Here is a 22,498-nt window from a genome sequence, read left to right on the forward strand (position 1 = left end):
AGGACATTCTCTGCATGCAGAAATATGTGTTGAGTATGGTGATACTGGGTACATTTGGCCTAAGTGCTTGCCAAACGACCCCAATGACAGCCCAAGCGGCGACCAGTCATCTACAACCTGCTGCACAACGCGGAGAAGCTCAGGCACGTCCAAATCAAATTGATTTTCAAAAGATCAAGCAAACCCAACAGCGTCCGGTAGTTGCTTTAGTCCTAGGCAGTGGCGGTGCGCGTGGTTATGCGCATATTGGTGCGCTGGAAGTACTGGAACAGGCGGGTATTCAACCAGATTTTATTGTTGGAACCAGTGCGGGAAGCATTGTGGGATCCATTTATGCAAGTGGTAAACCGGCGATTGAACTGCGCAATATTGCCCTCAGCATGCGACCGAATGATGTCCGTGATATCAAACTAGCCAGAAAAGGCTTTTTTGATGGCAAGAAAGTTGAAGATTATGTCAATTTGCAGGTCGATCAAACCCCGCTTGAAGCCATGAAAATCCCAATGTTTGTGGTAGCAACCGCGCTGAAAGAAGGCAAGAAAGTCGTCTTTAACTATGGCAATACCGGACAGGCGGTACGTGCTTCAGTCTCGATTCCGAGTATGTTTATTCCGACCATCATTCAAGGTAAAGAATATGTAGATGGTGGTCTAGTCAGTCCGGTGCCGATCGATGTGGCACGTGAGTTGGGAGCCGACATTGTGATTGCGGTAGATATTCTGGCACAACCCATTCACACGGAAACCAGCAATGTCTGGGGACTGTTTAACCAGAACATCAATATTATGCAGCAACATCTGGCGCATGAAGAATTAAAGCATGCAGATGTGGTGATTCAGCCGGACTTACGCGAAAAAGGCCATATCTTTGATGTACGTGGCAGGGAACTCACCATGCAGGCTGGTGCCGAGGCGACCCAGTTAAAGTTAATGGAAATTTCACAAGCCTACCAAAAACATGATTATGCTCAAGGACATCGTATTCCACAGTTTGTGGTACATGAACATCAAGCTCAATAAATCTTTTTTTTGAAATTTCTGTTTATCCCTATATCGCAGTATAGGGATATTCAATCAAAAGGATAACGGATCATCGGCTGTAACGCTTAACTGATTGTTATAAAAGATAAGATGATTGCCTATGTGTATCAGTCAGTCGGAATTATCGCAAAAGATAAAATTAATTTTAAATATAACAAATTGAATTATAAGTATATTGTTTTAAATAATAAGCCTTATTCGTCTTAAATTAAAATTTTAATATTATTATTCGTATACTTAAGTTGATCAAATATTCAAAAGCATCGATGTTCATGCCAGAATGCAGTTTGAAAAGATCACTACACAGATGTAGACATCATGATGCATATTAAAATTGGACAGCAGGTCAAACTGGCACAATTCGAACACTATATTTTTACAGTGACCGCGACCCATCAGGATGGTTCTTTTACCGTTGAAACGACCTTGGATGGTCAACAAATTTTAAGTTATCAGAACGTGGCGCAGGAAATGCTCAGGCCAGTGATGCTTTAAATCACGCAGAGCCTTTTTATTTTCCTGAATTATTTTTTTTCAGAGCTTAAAACAGTGAAAAATTCTCAGTTGCTGTGTGATCAACCCCCAGATAAATAAGTGTTGATTTATTGGCACTTAACTTTCTAACTGAGATTTTAAGCAATTAAATATATTTTTTTCTGTATGAATACATTTTCTATATCAATAATTGTGATGCTTCATTTGCCGAATTGAACATTTTATTCATGTTAAAAACGCTATAATAATAAACGATAACCTTGTCATTCAAAGAGTTCAAAGAAAACGATGGCCCCTTTAGATCAAATTGCAGCAGTGTCGGATGACCAGTCAGAGTTAACGATGTCAGTTCTCATGACGCCAGATATGGCAAATTTTTCAGGAAATGTTCATGGTGGAACCATTCTGAAATTATTGGATCAGGTGGCGTATGCGTGTGCAAGTCGCTATTCGGGTAGTTATGTCGTGACCTTATCTGTAGACAAGGTGAATTTTAAAGAGCCGATTCACGTTGGTGAGCTTGTTACCTTTCTGGCCAGTGTGAATCATGTTGGCCGTACTTCAATGGAAATCGGGATTCGTGTAGAAGCCCAGAATATTCAAAAGAGAACGGTACGTCATACCAATAGCTGTTATTTCACCATGGTTGCGGTGGATGAAAATGGTAAACCAAAACAGATTCCAGCTTTGAACCTGGACAATGACTGGAAACGTTGCCGTTTTGAAGCAGCAGAACAGCGTAAAGTCGCGCGTTTGCAAGAAAATCATCATCCTTCATGCAGCATTTATAAAAAGACTGCACAGAGTTAAGTTAAATCGTGATTGAGAAAAGACCTTCATATGAAGGTCTTTTTTTTGCATCAATTTCAGTTTTTCACTGGAGCTTTGTTATTTTTTACCCTAATATAAAACGATACGTATCGTTTTGATTTTTAGATCTTAAAAGTTAAGTAGAAAAATATGAGCAGTGATGAAAAAAGTTCCCGACGACAGCAGTGCATTTTACAGGCGGTCGCAGATGCGCTGGCAGAATGTGAATATCATCAGCTGACGATTGAAGATGTAGCGGCACGTGCCGGTGTTGGCAAGTCCACGATTTATCGATGGTGGAAACATAAATCGGAACTGGTGCTGGACACTTTCAAACAGCATACAGCTTCGGTATTTGAGCTGGATACCTCTAAAAGCCTGAAAAGCAATCTCATTCAACAACTCGGTTCTTTATCTCAAGCGCTGAATCATCCGGTCGGTCGGGCTTTGCTGGTAGTGATTGCCAATCACCGCGAACTGGCAGGTGAGTTCTTTCAGCAATATCTCTTGCCACGTCGGCAACAGACCCATCAACTGATTCAGCAAGCGATTGAACGGGGAAAAATCCGCGCTGATTATCCTTTTGATTTGATGCTGGATACCTTATACGGCCCGATTCATTACCAGATCATTTTTTTCAACCGGATTCCAGATGAACACTATATCCAGAATCTGGTCGAGTTGGCCTTGCATCCGGTCACTGTTCAAGCCTGAGTTTGTGCTATTTCCCTACAAATTTTAAGAGTTGGTGATTATGTCAGTTAGCGCTGAGCGGTTATGGAATCGCTCATTTATCTTGTGCTTATTCAATAATTTTTTCCTGTTTGTTTATTATTTTGCCTTACTGACCATCTTGCCGATTTACATCATGAAAGATCTGGGCGGTTCGGTAAAAGAAGCGGGTCTGGCGCTGACGCTATTTTTGGCCTCTTCGATTGCGGTTCGGCCATTTTCCGGCATGATCATCGAAAAGCTCGGCAAGAAAATCTCGATGCGCGGTGCAGGCGTGATTTTTGCCTTATTTTCCTTTAGTTATTTGCTGGTAGATAGCATGTGGTCGCTGTTGCTGGTGCGTTTTTTACATGGTATTTGGTTCAGTATTCTGACCACGGTGGCAGTACCCGTCGCTAATGAATTTATTCCTGAACAGCGCAAAGGTGAGGGCATGGGCTATTTCGTCATGTCGACCAATCTGGGTGTGGTTTTTGGGCCCTTGCTGGCATTGACCGTAATTCAGTTCACCAGCTTCAAAGTCTTATTTGGCATTCTTGCCGTTATCATTTCTTTGGGGCTCATTTTCTGTTGGATGCTCAAAATCACAGAGTTACCAAAACCTGAAGCTATAAGCACAGAAAAAACCAGCTTGAGCTTGCAGGATATTCTGGAAGTCAAAGTTCTGGCGGTAAGTTTTGTGGCTTTACTAACCGCTTTTGCCTACTCGGGCATCATGAGTTTTATTACTGCATTTAGTGAAACCAAGCAGCTTTTGGGCTATACCAGCGTATTCTTTATTGTCTTTGCAGCGTCCATGTTGCTGGTCAGACCTTGGGTTGGAAAGATTTATGACCGTAAGGGACCCAGTGCAGTTATTTATCCTTCATTTATTTTCTTTGCCATTGGTCTGGTGATTGTCAGCCTGATTTCCAATCAATGGATATTATGGTTGTCGGCGGTGTTTATTGGGATCGGTTATGGTTCACTATTCCCATGTTTGCAGACCTTGGCCATTCAGTCGGTCGACAAACAGCGTATGGGACATGCGATTTCAACCTTCTTTACCCTGTTTGATCTGGGTTTAGCGATCGGTTCCGTGGCAATGGGAGTATTGATTGCCTATTGGGGCTTTGAAACTACTTATGTTTTGAGTGCCGCACTCGTCATTGTGACGATATTGGTTTATCGTCAGTATGTTGCCAAAAAGCAAAATAAGCGCCCGGCAAGTTTGGAGTTATAAAATGGAATTAAGGCATTTACGTTATTTCGTTACGGTGGCGCAGGAACTGAACTTTACCCGTGCCGCGGAAAAATTAAATACGGTCAGCCTTCATTGAGCCAGCAAATCAAGGATCTGGAACGTGAGGTTGGCGTACAGTTGCTAGAGCGGAATAACCGTAAGGTCGGGCTCACTGAAGCCGGTCAGGCATTTTTAAAAGAAGCTTTACTGAGTCTTGAGCATGCAGAGCGCGCCATTCAGACTGCCAGACAGATCGCGAATGCACAGCAGGATCAGCTGAATATCGGATTCGTGCCGGTCGCGGAAATGAAAGTCTTTCCTTATATCATGCCGAATATCCGCGCGCATTTTCCTGAACTGAAAGCACAGTTTCATAGTCTGACCGATGCAGAGCAGCTTAGTGCCTGAAGAAATGGACAGATCGACATTGCCTTTACCCGTTATCCGGGGCAGTTAAGTGAGTTTGATTCGATCCGCATTTTTGATGAGCCTTTAACCTTGATTGTGCCCAAAGATTCCCCGGCTGCGGCCTTGCCCTATGTCAGTATCAAGAGTTTTGAAAATCAGGATTTTGTAATTAGTGATGAGTAGTCCTCACCGCAACTGCATAAGCTGATTCAGGATTTTTTTAAGCAGTCCAAATTAAAGGTAAATGTGGTGCAGTATTCCACCAATATTCTGCTCAATGTCAATCTGGTAGGGATGGGTGTGGGCTGGAGTCTGGTGCCGGCCTATGTGATTCCATTGCTCGGCGATAATATTGTGGTGAAAAAGACCCTGGAACCGTTACCGATGATTGGACTGTATGCCAATTATCGCAAGGATCAAAAACATGTGGTGATTGATCTGATTTTGAAAGTATTAAAAGAAAAGTTTTGTGTGGACCTTTTTTAATATCTGCATCGTTGATCAGCCCATCGAAAAAGCCGTGCGACAGAAACGATCTGTAGCACATCCTTTTAAATCGGAACTGCAAATCGCTTTATACTGAACATCTAACAATAAAAAACCGGTTGAAGCAGGATGATGAAGCTTTATAATAACCCACAATCACGTGGCCTAACCTTGTTGCCTTTGCTGAAAGAATTGCAGATTGAAGACCAGATTGAACAGGTGGAAGTCGCCTATGGGCATATGCATCAGCAGGCGTATACACAGATCAATCCGATGGGAAAAGTTCCCTGTCTGGTAGATCAGGATGTCGTCATTTCAGAAATGGCCGCCATTTTTATCTATCTGGCAGATAAATATCGTGACAAAGGATTGGCACCTACTTTGGATGATCCGAAGCGTGGGGCGTATTTGAAATGGATGTTTTTCTGTCATGGACCCTTTACCGAATATATCGATATAAAAAATTTACAGGTGTCGCCAGAAAATATTGAAAAGAACCGGAGAAGTTTAAGTTTTGGGAATGAAGTAGCCGTATTTGATTTTCTGAAACAGGGCATCGGGCAGGCCAATCCTTATCTGTTGGGTGAAAAAGTCTCGGCGGCGGATCTCTATGTGGCTTACTGTTTGATCTTTGCAATCTCTGCGAAAATTTTACCGCCATTTGACGAGTTCAAACCTTTTTTGCAGCAGATGGCTCGTCGTGATTCCCTGAAAGATATTCCCTGGTTTCAGGAATACCGAGTCTAATTCCCCAGTCTATATATTGTCCGGAATATATAAAAATAATAAAAAAAACCACGCCGAAGCGTGGTGAAAAGTGACTCTAATATTATTTCAGATAAAGCTTTTTAAACAGTTGCTGGCTGGTGCTTTCCATCGATTGAGGAATGGCCAGGGCAGCTACGAAACGGTCAGGACGCAAGATCACAACTGAATCAGACGTGTTGCCAAACCACGAGCGGATATCTGTGCCGATATCACCAATAGTGATGACATCTTCATACTCTTTGCGCTGGTTATTTTGCAATTGCACCGCAGGAATTACCTGGATGAATTTCACGCCGAGCGATTTCCACTGTTGCAACGTCTCCGGACTAAGACCCCATTTCGGATCAACACCCCAGGCAATAATCGCAAAATCATTGCCGATCACTTCATCCAGTAATACGGTTTCACCCGAAGCCAGTTGAACTTGAGGCTGGATAAACATCTTACCGACTGGAGAGTTCTTGGCTCCGTTACTCAAAAGTGCGCCGTCATGATATTTCGGCATTGGCTTGAAACGCATTTCCAGCAGGTACTGTTTGATCGGCTTGATGTAGTTCAGGGCATAGGCAATACCATCACGAACAAAACCTTGCCATTTTTTCGGTGGTGCCAGTACGTGACCTGCCATCACCGACAGGTCAATCATCGCCTTGGCATGGTCTTTACGTTCGATCTGATACGAATCTAAAAGTGCTGGGCCAGCTTTGCCTTGAACAACCAGCGCCATTTTCCAGGCCAAGTTAAAGGCATCACGCATACCGCTGTTATAACCCTGACCTTGCCATACCGGCATAATGTGCGCTGCATCACCGGCAAGTAAAATACGGTCGACACGGAACTTGTCGGCAATACGAGCATTATGGGTATAGACACGCTGACGGATCACTTCGATACCATCTGTGCTTGGTAAAACCTTAGAAAGAAGTTTGGCAATATTTTCCGGTTTGCTCAGTTCTTCCTGCGTTTCACCCGGCATAACCATAAATTCAAAACGGCGAATACCATGTGGCAATGCGGCTGATACATAAGGACGAACCGGATCACAACATAAGTAAATATGTGGTGTAGCAAGCGGATCATTCTCAAGGTCAATCACGATCCATTGATTCGGTGCGGTTTCACCTTCAAAGGCAATGCCTAGGTTGCGGCGCACATATGAATTACCGCCATCACAGGCAATCAGATATTGAGCGCGGATGGTTTCTGCATCGCCCTCTTTATTTTGCAGATTGAGTGTTACGCCGTCAGCATCTTGACTAAACTGGGTCAATTGACGAGAAAATAGCACTTGGGTGTTTTTATATTGCTTTAAGCCTTGCAGTAGGACGTTATCGACTTGTGGCTGAATAAAGGCATTACGGCGCGAGAAACCAAACTCACGTGTTAAAGGCTGAATATCTGCAAAACAGCGACCTTTAGGCGTCAAGAAGCGCATCGCATGATTCGGAGTGGTATGCGGTAAGACTTGATCGACTAAACCCAAAGATTGAATGGTACGTAAGGATTCATCATCGATTCCAATCGCACGTGGATAATCAATCAAACTATCCAGTTACTCGACAATCGTGACAGCTACGCCTTGCTTGCTCAGATAGTTGGCAATGGTTAAGCCTACAGGGCCGGCGCCAAGGATTGCCACTTCAGTAGTGTAATTAGTATTGCTCATAGCGAATGTCCACTCAATCGACTTGCATTTGATGCTATTAAGGGACAGTTAGAAGCCAGAAACAAGTTAGGCGATAGTAGCTTAAGTATATGGATGATATTGGATTGAAATAGGTGGTTTTTAAATAAATAATTGATTTTAATTATAAAAATAATAAAAATTTGATAGCCTGTATTAATTCTATGATCAGTTTTGACTATGGTGATAAATAGATTTTATGCAATAAAAATGCTGAACCAGCATCAAGCATGATTCAGCATAGAATAATATCGGGGGCAGTATAGGACAAAGCCTACTGGAGAATTACTGTCCCTGATATCTTCATTGAAGGATTAAACGAGTTGTTCAATCACTTAACGTGCAGCAGGTTTTGCAGGTGTCGTAGTTTCCGCAGCAGCTTCAGAGGCAGCAGGCTGCTCTGCAGATGCGCCTGCAACAGGAGCATTCGATTCAGGTAATTCCTGGGTAGTCACAATCACTTTTTCTTCTGCAGTGGTGGTTTTAGCATCTGTAGTTTTACTATCAGCAAAACTGGTGGCTGCAGCAGCAGTAAGCGTAGTGGCAAGTAAGATTTGTGCATATTTCATTTTTGGCATCCTTTTATTCATGTCATGTAATCTGCCGAGCTGACCATCACATCAATTCGACAGATGCCCATCCTAAGCACTGAAATTTTACTGAGCAAATCAATTAACAAAAGCGACACGCAGGGAATAACCCAGCAGATACAAAACTGAGAAAGTTGTTTTATTTCTGTTAATTATGCGGAGTTTTATTTAATGAAAGTGTGTGTGAATATTTCAAGAATCCAATTTGAAATAAAAGTTAACATAGAAAATTGGTAATTTGGGATCATTCCATTAATTTTTATCTCTGTGATTTTCACGCCGTGTTTGCGAAGAACACGCATTTTGAAGTCACACTGTGCTTTATAATGCAGAGTATTGCTATTTCTATTCAATCTCTTGAGAGTCGATTTTGAAAATTCTGTCAGCGTCGCAGGCTATTCCTGTCCATATCATTTCCGGATTTTTGGGTGCAGGTAAAACCACACTACTCAAACATTTATTACAGCAAAAACCGGAACAGGAAATCTGGGCTGTGCTAATGAATGAATTCGGCCAGATTGGGGTAGACCAGCAGTTATTGCCGCAAGATCAGGGTTATGCGGTCAAAGAGCTGTTGGGTGGTTGTCTATGTTGCAGTAGCCAATTGCCGATGCAGATTGCCTTGTCACGCCTGCTGTCAGAAGTGAAACCGGATCGTCTGTTTATCGAACCTACCGGACTGGGGCATCCTGGCCAATTACTGGAACAGCTGACCGAACCGCACTGGCAGAGTCATTTAAACATGCAGGCATTGGTCACAGTGGTAGATGGTTCACGTTTGCATGATCGAGACTGGACTCAGCAAAACCTGTACGCAGACCAACTCAAGGCAGCGCATATTGTGGTGATTTCACATACTGACTTGATGACAACCGCAGACCACGCAGCACTCACGCAACTTCAGACAGAATATCAACCTTATGCCCAACAGTGGTTGTTCACCGAGCATGGACAACTCGATATCGAACTGATCAAGCAGGACTATCGGGGTTCCGCCCGTCAGATTCAGCCTTTGTTAAAACAGCAACAGATCACCCGTTCAGCAGATACGCCCTTAGTGATTCAGCAAATGCCTTATCATTATGTAGAAAGCGCGCAGGGTTATCAGGTTGCGGGCTGGAAATTGCCAAAACGCTGGCAATTCAATTTTTATGATCTGCTGGATCTGCTCTGTGAACAAAAAGACTGGCTCAGAATCAAGGGAATTTTTAATACGGATCAAGGCTGGAAAAGCTTTAATTTTAATCCTGAGCAGTTTAATTATCAGTCGGCAGATGAAGGCATTGATAACCGGGTAGAAGTGATTTATCAACAGTCACGGGATTGGCTGGCCTTTGAAACTGCCCTGATGCAATGTCGTATGGATCCAGAGAAATAATGGTACTGTTTCTAGTGCGCTGAATGAATTATTGGCCTAAATCTGTTCAGCAAAATAGCGCTAAATCTTATATGCTAGGCGCCAAATTTGAGGATTATGTGATGGCGTTAAAAGCGACGATTTATAAGGTTGATTTGAATATTGCGGACATGGATACGCATCGTTATGCAGACTATCAGCTGACGATGGCGCTGCATCCTTCAGAAACCATTGAACGCTTGATGGTGCGTATTTTGGCCTATGCACGCTATGCCGATGAAGCGCTGGAATTTACCAAGGATCTTTTTGAAACCGATGAACCGGCACTCTGGGAAAAAGATCTGACCGGTCAACTGGTCAAATGGATTGAAGTCGGTAGCCCGGATGAAGATAAAGTCAAAAAGGCCAGTGCGCGTTGCAAGCAGGTCGCAGTTGTCACCTATGGTTCTGCGGTGGATGAATGGTATAAGCGCAGCAGCAAATTAAAAATCTTAAAAAATGTGGAAGTGTGGAAGTTATCTACCGCAACCACCGACGCATTGCCACAGTTATGCGAACGCACCATGCAGTTACAGCTCAATGTGATGGATGGTGAATGGACCTTGATTGGCGATCAGGGCCAGGTGCTGGTGGAGTGGGAACAGTTACAATAAGGCCAAATAAGGATGCAAGTCTGGACTTGTATCCTGTAGCTCAAATTGCGTATATCTGAGGAATAAGAATACGCAGGGTTGCACCATGTACCATGAACTTTATGATTTACTGCTAGCTGTCGCGATTGGCGCAATTATTGGTGCAGAGCGTGAGTATCACAGTAAATCTGCTGGATTGCGTACCATGATTATGGTCAGTCTGAGTTCCTGTTTATTTACCATTATCTCCCTGAAAATAGGCGTGGCCAATCCTGACCGGCTGGCCGCCAATGTCTTGACTGGGCTGGGTTTTCTGGGCGCTGGTGTTATCCTGAAAGATGATAACCGTATTTCTGGAATTACCACCGCGACTACCATCTGGATGACGGCAGCACTCGGCATGGCAGTCGGTGCTGGCTATGAACTCTTAAGTATTTGGGCTACTTTTATTGTCATGGCGGTGCTGGTTCTATTAATGTATGTTCAGCGTGGCATTGAATCTCTGAATCAGGAACGCAGCTATGAAATCGTCTGCCCATTCGATCAGAATGATTCCGATCACTACGAAATGTTATTTAAACGTTATGAGTTAAAAGTGGTGCATTCCTCACAAAAAAAAATTGATCAACAGATTGTCGGACGCTGGATTCTGATGGGATCGGCCAAGAATCATCAAGAATTAACCCAGTATTTACTCAATGATAAGAATATTCAGGAACTCAGCTTTTAACCCATCAATGTCCCAAGCTTAAAAAAACAGAGCAATCCAGTTTATACTGAGCTTTGAATTTTATGCTCCTCTCAGGTAAATAACCATGATCAACGAACTTGAAATTATTGATTTAAAAGTAGGCGAAGGTAAAGAAGCGGTAAAAGGTGCCTTAATTACCACGCACTATACCGGCTGGCTGGAAGATGGAACCAAGTTTGATTCTTCTATTGACCGTGGTAATTATTTTGAAACTGTCATTGGTACCGGTCGTGTGATCAAAGGTTGGGATCAGGGGATTCTGGGAATGAAAGTTGGTGGCAAGCGTAAACTGATGGTGCCTGCACATTTGGCCTATGGCGAACGTAAAATGGGTAAAGTCATTCCAGCCAATTCCAACCTGATTTTTGAAATTGAACTGTTTGATGTAAAAACACGTGATTAAAATGATTTAACTTGCTGAATGTAAAATATATTTTTTATTCAAAAATGTATGAAGGTTCTGGTACAGTCGCTTCAAAATAGACTGTGCCGGAGACGCTACAAAAAACATCTAAAAAGATTTGAAATCAAAAATATTCCTTGTAGATTATAAGAATAATAAAGAATTATTTTGAGATATAACGTATTTGCATAACTTGATAAGGAATGTCTGTTTTTTCGTATTTGTCTGTGCCTTGAGCTGGATGACTTGCATCATAAGTTCAGCAATCGCTCAGGATGAACTCCCTTCGCCGTCATTTCAGCAGCAATCTCACGACCATATTACTGAAGTTCATTTTACCGAACATAGCACTAGTGCCTTGCAGGGAAAATGGCTGTTTTATCCGAGTCAGTTTATTGTTCAGCCCAGCCCCGTACTCCAGTCAAAAACAGTTGAATTGCCAGCCTCTTTTAAAACTCTAGCGGGTTCAAACTCTGGCTACGGTACCTTTATTGGCTATTTTAAAATTCCGAAAGAATTTCTCGGGCGACGCATCGCGATTCGGATTCCAACCCAATACGGCGCCTATCGGGTATATGTCAATGGACAGTTTATTGTCCGTCTCGGGGAAATCAGTACCACACCTGACAAACAGGTGACTGAGAAAGCACCGCGTATTGGCTATTTTGTTCCAGACACTGAGTATATTACCTTAAGCATTCAGGCTTCCAATTATACCCACTTGCATGGCGGTCTCGAACGACCAATGCAGATCGGCGTTGCAGCTACCATCAATCGCCAATTCCAGCAGCTCATGATGAGTATTGCCATGGTGTGCGGCGCGGTACTTGGGGTGGGGGTGTTTACCATTCTATTTTCGATATTCCGGGGATCACGAGAACGTAACAGTAAAAGTATCTTTGTTTTTGGCTGGTTTATTGTCTTTTTGGCCCTGCATAATCTGTTTTCTGCACCTTATGCCTATTCGGTATTTACCAATATTAATTGGCTGTGGGGAACCCGCTTAGAGTATTTGTTTACTTTTATTGCTGCCTTCTTTTTTCTCAGTTATATGCATCTGTTTAACCGACGTTATCTAAATCCGGTGATTTATTATATCGCTGTGGCATTACTGGTTTTTAACATTACTTTCACCCTATTTTCACCTCCTGAGATATCTGAACGAGTAGCCCTATTTAGTGCGATTTTCGCCTTGGTCATCATCGGTAATTTTATTTATGGCTTTTATCAGACCCTACGTTATAAAGAGCATTATTCGCGTTTAAATCTGATTGCAATTATTTTCCTTTGTGTCACTTTTTTGAATGATTATCTGTTGCTGATCAATGTAATTAAAACCACGCATCTGTTCTTTATCTCAACCAGTATCTATGCCTTATTAATCATGTTTCAGCAGTCCAGACATTATGCACATCAAACTTATGAGACTGAACAGCTAAACCTGAACCTGATCGCACTCAATAATTCGCTCGATCAAAAAGTCAAAGAGCGTACCCAGCAGCTGCGTGAAGTGAATGCCAAACTGGAACAGCAGATGAATATTGATGCACTGACCGGAGCTTTTAACCGGCGTGCCTTAAATCATGAAATCCAGCAGCAGTTTATACAGACCCAACAACAGCCGCAACATACCTTGATTTTTGCCATGCTCGATGTCGATTTTTTTAAAAATTATAATGACTACTATGGCCACTTAAAAGGCGATGAAATCCTGAAAAATCTGGTCAGGATTATTCAAGGCACTTTGCCACCGTCTGGCTATCTGGCACGTTATGGTGGTGAAGAGTTTGCGATTCTGCTCACTGGAATGCCGGTTCAAACTGCCCTTAAAAATCTGGAAAATGTGTTAAACCATATTCGGGAACAGCGTATGCAACATCTGAATCGGCCAGATGAAAAAGATTATGTTACGGTTAGTATGGGCGCGGCCTGGGTTGAACAAAAACATGGCTATGCAGATATTCATGAATTGATGAAAGCGGCAGATGTGCAGCTCTACGCCGCCAAACAGGCCGGACGTGATCAGTTAAAAATTGAAAAAGAGGCCGATTAAAAAACATATTTATACAGATAACGCGATTCATCTTCTGGCTCGGCAGAATGGGGATGAAAGCCGCAGTGTTGATAATAACTTAAGGCAGTTTGGGTAGATTGTATTTCAATCTGATGAATTTTTTTCTTTAATAAAGCGCGATGCATTTGTTGAAATAACTCGGTGCCAAATCCCAGTCTTTGGCAGTGTTGGGCCACATAATGCATCCGGATTTCTCCAGTATCACTGACCAATAAGAACCCGACGACCTTGTCATAGATGAGATAAACCCAGCAATCGTTATACAGCATATCGACAATCAGGCTGGCATGATCAAATTTTTCTAGCCAGGTTTGAATTTTGCTTTCTTCACGCTGATGATCCAGTACACAGGACTGAATGCTGTCGTGAATGACCTGAATAATTTGAGGTATATCTTCGACCTTCCCTTCACGAATCATAATATTATTCATTTTCTCCAACATTTATAGTGAAGGTTTATTTGATAAAAAAGAAGAGGGTAAAAAACAGAACAATATTGTAGTTTTTTGAGCATCTTTGCTGTGATTTATCAATGTGAAGATTGGTTCTGTTGCTGATTTGTCCTGTTTGTTTATCTTAAATTCTTAAATCTCATTACAGAGTTAAAAATAACAAATCAAAGTAAATCAATTTTTAAATAAATCGAAGTTCGAATCTGGGTAAAAATGAGCAAACAGAGAGGATAAATAGTAAAAATAAGCTTCAAGTTTGCACTGTACAAAAAATAGACGTATGCTGAGTCAAAAGGGACTATGCAAATGAATCTTGATCCTATAACCATAAAAATAAAATTAGTCACATGAGATCATTAACCATGCTGAAATTACTGCTCTTGTTATGTGTTTTATTCATGTTGAATGCTGCCTGGATCGTAGGCAGAAAGATCTATAAAGCTCAGCGCCATCTGGCGCGTCAGCGTCCGGAAAAACTGGCACAGATTTCCAGCATGACAGAGCAAGAGGTCATCGAGCAAGAACAGCAAGTATATCTGGTGGATGCTTATGAAGTGGAACTGTTTGATGATGTGGCACAGCTATTCTTTCAACGGGAGGTGCATATTGAGAATCGGGCACAGGCCGAACAGTTACAGCAAGAACTATTACAAAAAATGCCGATGCACAGTGGCACTCAGATTCGTCAGATGGATTTAGGTGAATGGTCTATTTTCTGGAATTTTTATGATCAGTCACTGGAATATTATGTCGGTCGCTATGGCGTATTCTATGCACATGTCGACCGTTTTGGAGAAGAGCACCGGCATGAAATTCGCAGGGAACTTTTGCATTCTGACTGTGCTTAGAACACAACTTTCAGTCATTTTCTACGATTGAAGATCTCAGGCTACGTACTTAAGCCATTATAATTCAGAAAAGGTATCTCATGCCTTAGCTCAGATTTTTTCTGCCTCTTGGCGGAAATAGCCCATATAATTTATCTCCTTTAAGCCATAATCTTGCGCTAGAAAAACCTCAAGACTCGCGAGTCCTATTCTTGAAATAGTCGTTTAGAATGTACGGAGTCTGGCGAGCAATGATCCGGACTAAAAAGGCAGGAGCGCTATGATCATTGATTTTCATCAAGCAAAATTACAGAAGTTTATTGCTCTGGCGATGAAGATCGAAGCTGAGCCTGAACAGTATTTACAGTTTGATTCGGTCTCGGATTTTTATAAGGCTGACTGGCTGCAGGCTTTCCCGGTTGGTACAGAATACTATGTTTCCGGTCTGGATGATGGTGCTGATGAGTTTCATGCCGTGATCTATTATGGCGAAGCGCAGCTACAGATCAGCTGTGAACAGTCACAGCTTTCAGTAAAACTATGTTGCAAACATTGACCGGATTGCCGGTATTTCCCGATAAAAGAATAATGACATCCGCTATAAAGTTGATATAAATTGCAGAGTCATCTCTGTATCTGATTTTTATTCGCATCAGCCGAGAGTGGCATAGGCGAATATCGTAATAAAAATAAGGAAAAAATAGCATGGCACATCAGTTCACCGTGAAAGCAATTATCAATGGCGTGTCTATTGATGAATTTAAGCGTTTGGCCAATGATATTCGTTTGCATGAGGCAGTTTGCCATCGAATTCCTGCGCAAAACTTGGAAATCCTGGTTTCGGAAAAGCAGGGGCATATGTATACCCTGAAACGCGCTTATAATCTGGATGTTAATATTCCGGATATCGCAAAAAAATTACTCAAAGATGCATTCCGTTTGCAGCGTACCGATGTCAGTGATCTGAATGAAATGACTTCGACGGTACAACTCGGTGCGAACTTGCCGATCGAGGCCATCTGTCAGCGTGCAGTCACTGGAGATGAAGACCAGATCCAGTTCCAGTTAAACTGGACAGTCAAAGTCAAAGTGCCTTTGCTGGGTGGCATGCTAGAAAAGCATGCTGAAGGTGAGATTCGTAAATTTAGTGAAATTGAACTCAGCATCGTCGAAGATGAATTGCGTAAAGGTCTCACCGCTTGAAGCAATCAAATACTGTGATTGACCTAATTTAAAAACTGGTCAGGTTAGACGCAGGGTAGTGGTAGCTGATTGGGCGGTAGATCGCTATTTTCAGGGTACTGCCACTATCCAAAAAACTTTTTAAGTGCTGATAAAGTTTGCCGTTACATTAATGCTGATGGCCAGAATGGTGGTATTGAATCCGTAAGCCAAAAGCAAATGTAGGGTATTTAAAACCCGCATGGATTGGCAAGTAATGGATACATCTGCAGTTTGCGCAGAAGTCCCGATGATATAACTAAAATATAGAAAGTCTGGATAAGTCGGTCTGGTGGTATTGGGAAAATCTAGACCACCTTGTTGCTGTTTGTCGAGTGCCAAATAAAAGTCATGCGCATAATGAATTGCAAAAACCGTATGTATCAAGAACCAGGCTGAAATAATGGTCAGAATTGACAAGATTAAATGGCCGGTCCGGATGGTGGTATCTTTGGGTAAATGATTAATTTCAATAATAATCGCAATGAAACACATGATCAGGGTGATGATCACCGGAAACAGAATGATCCATTTACTGGCATCCTGTTGCATGGCGCGTTGCAGAATATGAGCATGATCAATAAGCCAGAGTTTTTTTATGGTCAATAATAAATAAGCGTAAATCGCGATATTCCAGCTGATCAATAGGCAGCTTGACCAGCTCAAAGGGGTAAGGGTCTGTAAAATCAGATAAAATCCAATGATGGCTGGGAAAATAATAAAGAAATACAGACGGGATTGAAGTGCCGTTTTTATAGACTGAAGAAACTGCATCATGTCATTTATATTTATTTTGCTGACTTCTCAAGATCCTAGCACAGAACCGTTTGCAATAAAGAAGATTGCAACGGTCTGAGTTATTTCCTCTACGACATTTCATCCTAAAGGTGTCGAACTGATTCGAGTTGAGTCATTTGACTGCGCGGATCGCGTAGCAGGCGTGATTATCTCAATAGATTTTTTCTGAACTGATGTTTAAACGGATTGAGCGGGTTGTTGGATTGCAGTGCCATAAGCAAAGACTTCCACCATGCCACCTTGCATACCGAGTTCAGTCGTGCTGAGCCGAATGCCCATAATCTGAGTCGCACCAATTTTTTCGGCTTCCAGTTTTAAACGTACAATCGCTTCACGTCGTGCGCGTTCTACTACACTTTCATAGCTGGTCAGACGGCCACCCAGCATATTCTGCACATTGGCAATCGCATATTTAAAATAATCATGGGAAATGACCACATTGCTGCTGATCATCTGTCCGGAATATTCAGACACAACGAAGCGGCTATTGTTCACCCGGATATAGGCCAGACGTTGTTCCTGTTCATCCAGATAACGAAAATGTTTACCTTCGTTATAACGTCCAAAACCGAAACCAACACTAAACAGAATGGCAAAAATGATGATCTGGAGAATTAAACCATCCATGCTTTAATCTGCCTGCGGAAAAGGGTCGGGCAATTTCGGCATGATCGGATCAACGACTACGGCTGTCCCATAAACAAAGAGTTCAGAAGCACCTTGGGCGATATTAGAGGTCGAGAAACGAATGCCGACAATCGCATTGGCACCCATACTACGGGCTTTTTCAATCATGCGGTTCATGGCTTCCTGACGGGATTCTTCCAGCAGTTCGGTATAGGCGGTAAGCTCACCACCGACAATATTTTTCAGGCCGGCCAGTAAGTCACGTCCGACATGTTTGCTGCGTACGGTACTGCCATACACCACATCAATTTGCTGGCGAATGGTATGACCCGGTACAGATTCCAGATTGCTAAGTAACATGTGCATGTTTTCTAAATAAATTGCTGGTCTATGACAATAGGAAAACTGCCTTGAAAATGCAATAAAAAAAAGCCCACCGAAGTGAGCTTTTCTTGATCTGTCTAGAATTTATTGCGCTGGCTGTTCTGCCGCACGGCGCTGTTCAGACACAGACGGGGTATTCGGCAAGGTATCCGTCGTGTTGACTTTCAAGCCGCCCCCCAGGGTTTTGTAGACTTCAACCTGATTGTTCAGATTGGCCTGTTCAAGCAATAACAAACCTTGTTCTGCTGCATAAGACGCACGCTGTGCATCCAGTACAGTCAGATAGCTGTCAATTCCGGCGCGGAAACGTGCCTGAGACAAGCGATAGGTGGTGTTGGTTGCTTCGACCAGACGGCGCTGAGCTGCCAGACGATCACCAATATTCTGACGTACTGCCAAGGCATCATTTACTTCACGGAAAGCAGTCTGAATCGACTTTTCGTAATCTGACAAGGCAATTTGCTGATCGGTTTCAGAAATACTGATATTGGCCTGACGGGTACCCCAATCAAAAATTGGAATATCCAGACTCGGACCAAATGACCAGGCAAAACTACCTGATTTAAACAGGTCGCCTAAATCAGTAGAGGCATAACCTGCTGAACCGGTCAAACTAATTGTCGGGAACAGACGTGCACGTGCTGCCGCAATATTGGCACCTGCCGCAGACAGGCGGTATTCTGCTGCACGAACATCTGGACGGTTGATCAATAGATCACTTGGCAAGCCTGAACCCAATGCAGTATTGGAAGTGATGCGGGTCACGCGTTGTGCTGGTAATAAATTCGCAGGCACTTGCTGACCGACCAGCAGGTTTAACAGGTTTTGTGCCTGTGCCACCTGAGTCCGGTAATTCGCAACATCATTACGTGCTGTTTCAACCGAAATTTGCGCCTGACGCACTGGAAGCTCGCTGTCGATCCCGACATCAAAACGTTTTTTGTTCAGATTAAAAGATTCAAGCTGAGCTTTCAGCGTTTGCTCAGCCAAAGCCAGATTGGCATTGGCAAACGAGTAGCTGAGCCAAGCTTGAGACACCTGACCAATCAAGGCAATTTGCGTCGCATCTCGAGCACTTTGGGTTGCCAGGAAACTATCCAGTGCATTGTCACGCAAGCTGCGGACACGTCCCCAAAAATCTAGTTCATACGCAGTTACACCCAGTCCGACATTATAAGTCGTCACTGCACCGCGATTCTGGGAATTCATGGTGTCCTGGCGCAATACGCTACCACTGGCACCAATCGTCGGTAACTGGTTGTTTTCAGTAATCTGATACTGTTGCTGAGCTCGTTGAATATTGAGGGCAGCAATACGCAAATCACGGTTATTGTTTAATGCCAGATCCAGCACCTGTAACAGGCGCTGATCGGCAAAAAAGTTTTTATAACCTTGTTCTGCTACAGAAGTACCAGACGCATTGGTATAGCTGCTCGGGATATCTGCCTGCGCAACCGGCTCTGGACTACGCATGCTTTGACAAGCCGTCAAAGCAAGCGCAAGGGCAGATACCGCAATGCTACGACCTGTAATAGACCATACATTTTGCATTACGACTTATACTCCTGATTTTGTTGTTTTGGTTTGTATTTAAAGACACTTCGAATCCACACGTAGAATACCGGGATAAAGAAGATACCTAACAAGGTCGAGCTGATCACGCCGCCAAGTACACCATAACCGACTGAGTGCTGGCTACCTGCACCCGCACCTGAAGCCAGAGCAAGCGGTAATACACCAAAACCAAAGGCCAATGTGGTCATGATAATTGGACGTAAACGCATTTTTGCCGCATGCAAGGTCGCTTCAAATAACTCTTCACCTTGTTCCTGCAATTCTTTCGCAAACTCGACAATCAAGATCGCGTTTTTCGCAGAAAGACCAATTACGGCAATAATCGCCACCTGGAAGTAAATGTTATTCGACAGGTTCGGGTTTTGCAGCAGCACCATTCCACCAAAGGTGAGTAATAATGCACCCACAATACCCAATGGCACCACCAGTAGAACCGAGAACGGAATCGACCAGCTTTCATACAGGGCTGCCAGACACAGGAACACGATCAACAGTGAAAGCGCGTACAAGAATGGTGCTTGTGCGCCAGACTCACGTTCTTCCAGAGACAGACCAGTCCATTCATAGTCGAAACCTTGCAAGCCCATTTCTGGTAATTTCGCCACGATTTCTTCCATGGCCACCATTGCATCGCCCGAGCTGATACCCGGAGCAGGTGTACCCTGAATGTTCATGGACGATACGCCGTTATAACGCTCAAGACGTGGTGAACCGTAGGTCCATTCGCCTGTGGCAAACGCCGAGAATGGCACCATTTCACCGCGGTTATTACGCACATACCATTGGTCCAGATCTTCCGGCATCATCCGCGAGCCAGCTTCACCCTGAACATAGACTTTCTTGACACGACCGCGATCAATGAAGTCATTGATATACGAACCGCCCCAAGCAATACCCATGGTGCTGTTAATTTCAGCAACACTCACGCCCAATGCACCGGCTTGTGCATGATCGACAATGACACGGTACTGTGGAGTATCTTCCTGACCATTCGGACGCACACCAGCCAGACGCGAGTCTTGTGCTGCTAGACCGAGAATCGTATTACGTGCTGCAAGGAGCTGGTCATGACTTTGACCACTTGCAGCTTTGAGCTGTAAGTTAAAGCCAGCCGACACACCCAGTTCAGGCATTGCAGGTAATTGCAGTGGCATAATGTAAGACGCATCTTTGACAATCATGTTTAGCGCCATACCACGTTGAATAATGGCACCGACTTGAGATTCCGGACTGTGACGCTCTGACCAGTCTTTCAGTTTAATAAATGCCAGACCTGCGTTTTGTCCAACACCCGTGAAGGAGAAACCTGCCACACTAAAGACAGACTCGACATGCTCTTTCTCGTTTTCCAAGAAATAGTTGGTCATAGTGCTGACCACTTTGTCGGTACGTTCCAAAGTTGCATTTGGCGGTAACTGAACCAGCGTCATGACCACGCCCTGGTCTTCATCCGGTAGGAACGAAGAAGGCAGTTTCTGGAACAACAGCACAATAATACCCAGTACCACGGCATACACCACACCAGAGAAAATCTTGCTGTGGGTCATGCGGTTGACGCCGCCCTGATATTTCACAGAGACCTTGTCAAAACTGCTATTAAACCAACGGAAGAAACGCGCAAAAATACCATTACTTTCTGGCTTGTTCGGATCATGCTGTTTCAGCAGAGTCGCACACAGGGCAGGGGTAAAGGTTAAGGCAACCACCAGTGACAAGACCATCGCTGTGACCAGCGTAATCGAGAACTGGCGATAAATGACCCCGGTGGTTCCACCGAAGAAAGCCATTGGAACGAATACTGCCGACAGCACCGAGGTAATACCAATCAATGCGCCAGAAATCTGTTTCATCGATTTTTCAGTTGCAGCAACCGGATCCAGATGTTCTTCCACCATGACCCGTTCGACGTTCTCGACTACAACAATCGCGTCATCGACCAGAAGACCAATCGCCAATACCATGGCAAACATGGTCAGGGTATTAATCGAGAAACCAAAGATGTTAATGACGGCAAATGTACCCAATACTACGACTGGAACCGCCATGGTTGGAATGATGGTGGCACGCCAGTTCTGCAGAAACAGGAACATTACCAGGAACACCAGAATAATCGCTTCGATCAGGGTTTTAACCACACTCTTAATCGACAGTTCAATAAATGGTGTTGTATCAAACGCCAGTTGATCGACCATGCCTTGCGGATAGTTCGGACGTAACTGTTTTAAACGCTCTTCAACCGCTTGTGCGGTATCCAGGGCATTGGCGCCAGTCGCAAGTTTAATTGCTACACCACCAGCTGGTTTGCCATTAAATTTAGAATCGAACTGATAGTTGTCTGCACCAAGTTCAACTCGAGCAACATCACCTAAACGAACCTGCGCACCTGAAGTGGCATTTTTCAGGAAGATATTGCTGAACTGTTCCGGCGTTTGTAACAGACTTTGAGCCGTTACCGTCGCATTTAACACTTGTCCTTGAACTGCAGGCGCACCACCCAACTGACCTACCGCAACCTGTGCATTCTGGGTACGGATTGCAGTAGCAATATCACTTGGCGTTACTTGCAGGCTGGCCATCTTGGCTGGATCCAGCCAGATACGCATCGCATAAGAACCACCAAAGACCTGAACTTCACCGACCCCGGCCACACGGCTTAAAGGCTCAGCAATATTCGAGTTAACATAGTCTTTGATGTCATCTGCGGTCAGGCTGCTATCAGGCGAATAGAATGCCAAAACTTGCAGGAAGCTGGCACCCGATTTGGTCACCCGCACACCCTGACGCTGTACATCTTCAGGCAGCAGGGCAGTCGCAGACTGTAATTTGTTTTGAACCTGAACCTGTGCGATATCAGGATCGACACCCTGGTCAAAATTCAAGGAAATAGACGAAGAGCCGTTACCCGCACTGTTAGACGAGATATAGCGCAAGCCATCCATACCGTTCATCTGCTGCTCGATGATCTGGGTCACTGTATTTTCAACAGTTTCAGCAGATGCACCCGGATAAGTCGCAGAAATCGTCACGGTCGGTGGCGCGATGGTTGGATATTGTGCAATCGGCATTTTGCTGATGGTTAAAATACCCGCCAGCATAATCACCAATGCAATCACCCAAGCGAAAATCGGGCGATGAATAAAGAATTGAGCCATGAACCATTAC

21 protein-coding genes and 2 pseudogenes are annotated in these 22,498 nt (G+C 43.7%); 15 read left to right on the forward strand and 8 right to left on the reverse strand.

Translation table 11 applies throughout. The features are described from left to right. Positions 1-14 precede the first annotated feature (14 nt). The 7 genes and pseudogenes from MWG72_RS00860 to MWG72_RS00890 all read left to right on the forward strand — a co-directional run bounded on the left by MWG72_RS00860 (position 15) and on the right by MWG72_RS00890 (position 5,940). Positions 15-1,019, forward strand: coding sequence for a patatin-like phospholipase family protein (locus MWG72_RS00860; RefSeq protein WP_180086344.1), 1,005 nt, complete (start codon positions 15-17; stop codon positions 1,017-1,019). 339 nt (positions 1,020-1,358) lie between these two features. Continuing rightward, positions 1,359-1,535, forward strand: a complete 177-nt coding sequence (locus tag MWG72_RS00865) for a hypothetical protein (protein ID WP_004731959.1) — start codon at positions 1,359-1,361, stop codon at positions 1,533-1,535. 288 nt (positions 1,536-1,823) lie between these two features. After that, positions 1,824-2,345 (forward strand): acyl-CoA thioesterase, encoded by a 522-nt coding sequence (locus MWG72_RS00870; protein ID WP_004280680.1) that lies wholly within the window; start codon positions 1,824-1,826, stop codon positions 2,343-2,345. A 150-nt stretch (positions 2,346-2,495) separates the two neighbouring features. Further along, positions 2,496-3,059: a TetR/AcrR family transcriptional regulator gene (locus MWG72_RS00875; RefSeq protein WP_247143045.1), complete on the forward strand. Its 564-nt coding sequence runs from the start codon at positions 2,496-2,498 to the stop codon at positions 3,057-3,059. 40 nt (positions 3,060-3,099) lie between these two features. After that, positions 3,100-4,299 (forward strand): MFS transporter, encoded by a 1,200-nt coding sequence (locus MWG72_RS00880; protein ID WP_005104033.1) that lies wholly within the window; start codon positions 3,100-3,102, stop codon positions 4,297-4,299. Position 4,300: 1 nt separating this feature from the next. Beyond that, positions 4,301-5,193: pseudogene (locus tag MWG72_RS00885) on the forward strand (LysR substrate-binding domain-containing protein). A gap of 132 nt (positions 5,194-5,325) precedes the next feature. Next, positions 5,326-5,940: a glutathione S-transferase family protein gene (locus tag MWG72_RS00890; RefSeq protein WP_247143080.1), complete on the forward strand. Its 615-nt coding sequence runs from the start codon at positions 5,326-5,328 to the stop codon at positions 5,938-5,940. Between the two features lie 82 nt (positions 5,941-6,022). Here MWG72_RS00890 and MWG72_RS00895 read toward each other — a convergent pair. Both MWG72_RS00895 and MWG72_RS00900 read right to left on the reverse strand, forming a co-directional pair. Further along, positions 6,023-7,627: pseudogene (locus MWG72_RS00895) on the reverse strand (bifunctional 3-(3-hydroxy-phenyl)propionate/3-hydroxycinnamic acid hydroxylase). A 353-nt stretch (positions 7,628-7,980) separates the two neighbouring features. After that, positions 7,981-8,214, reverse strand: coding sequence for a hypothetical protein (locus tag MWG72_RS00900; RefSeq protein WP_004645811.1), 234 nt, complete (start codon positions 8,212-8,214; stop codon positions 7,981-7,983). Between the two features lie 391 nt (positions 8,215-8,605). Here MWG72_RS00900 and MWG72_RS00905 point away from each other — a divergent pair, with 391 nt between their 5' ends. The 5 genes from MWG72_RS00905 to MWG72_RS00925 all read left to right on the forward strand — a co-directional run bounded on the left by MWG72_RS00905 (position 8,606) and on the right by MWG72_RS00925 (position 13,431). Beyond that, a complete protein-coding gene (locus tag MWG72_RS00905) occupies positions 8,606-9,613 on the forward strand; it encodes a CobW family GTP-binding protein (protein ID WP_005265917.1) in 1,008 nt (335 codons plus the stop codon). A gap of 101 nt (positions 9,614-9,714) precedes the next feature. Then, positions 9,715-10,245 carry a YaeQ family protein gene (locus MWG72_RS00910; protein ID WP_044108573.1) on the forward strand — a complete coding sequence of 177 codons (531 nt, stop codon included), beginning with the start codon at positions 9,715-9,717 and terminating at the stop codon, positions 10,243-10,245. Positions 10,246-10,330: 85 nt separating this feature from the next. Further along, positions 10,331-10,954 carry an MgtC/SapB family protein gene (locus MWG72_RS00915; RefSeq protein WP_004731934.1) on the forward strand — a complete coding sequence of 208 codons (624 nt, stop codon included), beginning with the start codon at positions 10,331-10,333 and terminating at the stop codon, positions 10,952-10,954. Between the two features lie 85 nt (positions 10,955-11,039). After that, complete coding sequence (locus MWG72_RS00920) at positions 11,040-11,378, forward strand: FKBP-type peptidyl-prolyl cis-trans isomerase (RefSeq protein ID WP_004280661.1); 339 nt, start codon at positions 11,040-11,042, stop codon at positions 11,376-11,378. Positions 11,379-11,619: 241 nt separating this feature from the next. Beyond that, on the forward strand, positions 11,620-13,431 hold the full coding sequence (locus tag MWG72_RS00925; RefSeq protein ID WP_247143046.1) for a sensor domain-containing diguanylate cyclase: 1,812 nt from the start codon (positions 11,620-11,622) through the stop codon (positions 13,429-13,431). Here MWG72_RS00925 and MWG72_RS00930 read toward each other — a convergent pair. Then, positions 13,428-13,895, reverse strand: a complete 468-nt coding sequence (locus MWG72_RS00930; RefSeq protein ID WP_247143047.1) for a GNAT family N-acetyltransferase — start codon at positions 13,893-13,895, stop codon at positions 13,428-13,430. The two genes, MWG72_RS00925 and MWG72_RS00930, sit on opposite strands and share 4 nt — an antisense overlap. Positions 13,896-14,266: 371 nt before the next feature. Between MWG72_RS00930 and MWG72_RS00935 the strand changes: the two genes are divergently transcribed. From MWG72_RS00935 to MWG72_RS00945, 3 genes are all read left to right on the forward strand, one after another. Next, the gene (locus MWG72_RS00935; RefSeq protein WP_247143048.1) at positions 14,267-14,752 is read left to right on the forward strand and encodes a hypothetical protein; all 486 of its coding nucleotides are present in this window, start codon (positions 14,267-14,269) and stop codon (positions 14,750-14,752) included. Positions 14,753-15,011: 259 nt separating this feature from the next. After that, positions 15,012-15,287, forward strand: a complete 276-nt coding sequence (locus MWG72_RS00940; RefSeq protein ID WP_247143049.1) for a hypothetical protein — start codon at positions 15,012-15,014, stop codon at positions 15,285-15,287. Positions 15,288-15,436: 149 nt separating this feature from the next. Further along, entirely contained in the window at positions 15,437-15,934 is a 498-nt protein-coding gene (locus MWG72_RS00945; RefSeq protein WP_004280652.1) for a DUF2505 family protein, read from the forward strand. Between the two features lie 120 nt (positions 15,935-16,054). Here MWG72_RS00945 and MWG72_RS00950 read toward each other — a convergent pair whose 3' ends face one another. The 5 genes from MWG72_RS00950 to MWG72_RS00970 all read right to left on the reverse strand — a co-directional run bounded on the left by MWG72_RS00950 (position 16,055) and on the right by MWG72_RS00970 (position 22,488). Further along, complete coding sequence (locus MWG72_RS00950; RefSeq protein WP_247143050.1) at positions 16,055-16,729, reverse strand: DUF1345 domain-containing protein; 675 nt, start codon at positions 16,727-16,729, stop codon at positions 16,055-16,057. Between the two features lie 198 nt (positions 16,730-16,927). Then, positions 16,928-17,377: a YbjQ family protein gene (locus tag MWG72_RS00955; protein WP_004731922.1), complete on the reverse strand. Its 450-nt coding sequence runs from the start codon at positions 17,375-17,377 to the stop codon at positions 16,928-16,930. Positions 17,378-17,380: 3 nt separating this feature from the next. Then, a complete protein-coding gene (locus tag MWG72_RS00960; protein ID WP_005104015.1) occupies positions 17,381-17,737 on the reverse strand; it encodes a YbjQ family protein in 357 nt (118 codons plus the stop codon). 108 nt (positions 17,738-17,845) lie between these two features. Further along, on the reverse strand, positions 17,846-19,312 hold the full coding sequence (gene adeK, locus MWG72_RS00965; RefSeq protein WP_247143051.1) for a multidrug efflux RND transporter AdeIJK outer membrane channel subunit AdeK: 1,467 nt from the start codon (positions 19,310-19,312) through the stop codon (positions 17,846-17,848). Continuing rightward, positions 19,312-22,488, reverse strand: a complete 3,177-nt coding sequence (locus MWG72_RS00970) for an efflux RND transporter permease subunit (RefSeq protein ID WP_005263559.1) — start codon at positions 22,486-22,488, stop codon at positions 19,312-19,314. The genes adeK and MWG72_RS00970 overlap by 1 nt, the downstream gene beginning before the upstream one ends. Positions 22,489-22,498: the final 10 nt, after the last annotated feature.

This window comes from Acinetobacter lwoffii (genome assembly GCF_022967985.1).
Taxonomy (GTDB): Bacteria; Pseudomonadota; Gammaproteobacteria; order Pseudomonadales; family Moraxellaceae; genus Acinetobacter.

Bases quoted from the DNA above. Each gene is read 5' to 3' on its own strand.
- MWG72_RS00860 (WP_180086344.1), top strand. From the start codon at position 15: ATGCAGAAATATGTGTTGAGTATGGTGATACTGGGTACATTTGGCCTA.
- MWG72_RS00865 (WP_004731959.1), top strand. From the start codon at position 1,359: ATGATGCATATTAAAATTGGACAGCAGGTCAAACTGGCACAATTCGAA.
- MWG72_RS00870 (WP_004280680.1), top strand. From the start codon at position 1,824: ATGGCCCCTTTAGATCAAATTGCAGCAGTGTCGGATGACCAGTCAGAG.
- MWG72_RS00875 (WP_247143045.1), top strand. From the start codon at position 2,496: ATGAGCAGTGATGAAAAAAGTTCCCGACGACAGCAGTGCATTTTACAG.
- MWG72_RS00880 (WP_005104033.1), top strand. From the start codon at position 3,100: ATGTCAGTTAGCGCTGAGCGGTTATGGAATCGCTCATTTATCTTGTGC.
- MWG72_RS00890 (WP_247143080.1), top strand. From the start codon at position 5,326: ATGAAGCTTTATAATAACCCACAATCACGTGGCCTAACCTTGTTGCCT.
- MWG72_RS00900 (WP_004645811.1), bottom strand. From the start codon at position 8,214: ATGAAATATGCACAAATCTTACTTGCCACTACGCTTACTGCTGCTGCA.
- MWG72_RS00910 (WP_044108573.1), top strand. From the start codon at position 9,715: ATGGCGTTAAAAGCGACGATTTATAAGGTTGATTTGAATATTGCGGAC.
- MWG72_RS00915 (WP_004731934.1), top strand. From the start codon at position 10,331: ATGTACCATGAACTTTATGATTTACTGCTAGCTGTCGCGATTGGCGCA.
- MWG72_RS00920 (WP_004280661.1), top strand. From the start codon at position 11,040: ATGATCAACGAACTTGAAATTATTGATTTAAAAGTAGGCGAAGGTAAA.
- MWG72_RS00925 (WP_247143046.1), top strand. From the start codon at position 11,620: ATGACTTGCATCATAAGTTCAGCAATCGCTCAGGATGAACTCCCTTCG.
- MWG72_RS00930 (WP_247143047.1), bottom strand. From the start codon at position 13,895: ATGTTGGAGAAAATGAATAATATTATGATTCGTGAAGGGAAGGTCGAA.
- MWG72_RS00935 (WP_247143048.1), top strand. From the start codon at position 14,267: ATGCTGAAATTACTGCTCTTGTTATGTGTTTTATTCATGTTGAATGCT.
- MWG72_RS00940 (WP_247143049.1), top strand. From the start codon at position 15,012: ATGATCATTGATTTTCATCAAGCAAAATTACAGAAGTTTATTGCTCTG.
- MWG72_RS00945 (WP_004280652.1), top strand. From the start codon at position 15,437: ATGGCACATCAGTTCACCGTGAAAGCAATTATCAATGGCGTGTCTATT.
- MWG72_RS00950 (WP_247143050.1), bottom strand. From the start codon at position 16,729: ATGATGCAGTTTCTTCAGTCTATAAAAACGGCACTTCAATCCCGTCTG.
- MWG72_RS00955 (WP_004731922.1), bottom strand. From the start codon at position 17,377: ATGGATGGTTTAATTCTCCAGATCATCATTTTTGCCATTCTGTTTAGT.
- MWG72_RS00960 (WP_005104015.1), bottom strand. From the start codon at position 17,737: ATGTTACTTAGCAATCTGGAATCTGTACCGGGTCATACCATTCGCCAG.
- adeK (WP_247143051.1), bottom strand. From the start codon at position 19,312: ATGCAAAATGTATGGTCTATTACAGGTCGTAGCATTGCGGTATCTGCC.
- MWG72_RS00970 (WP_005263559.1), bottom strand. From the start codon at position 22,488: ATGGCTCAATTCTTTATTCATCGCCCGATTTTCGCTTGGGTGATTGCA.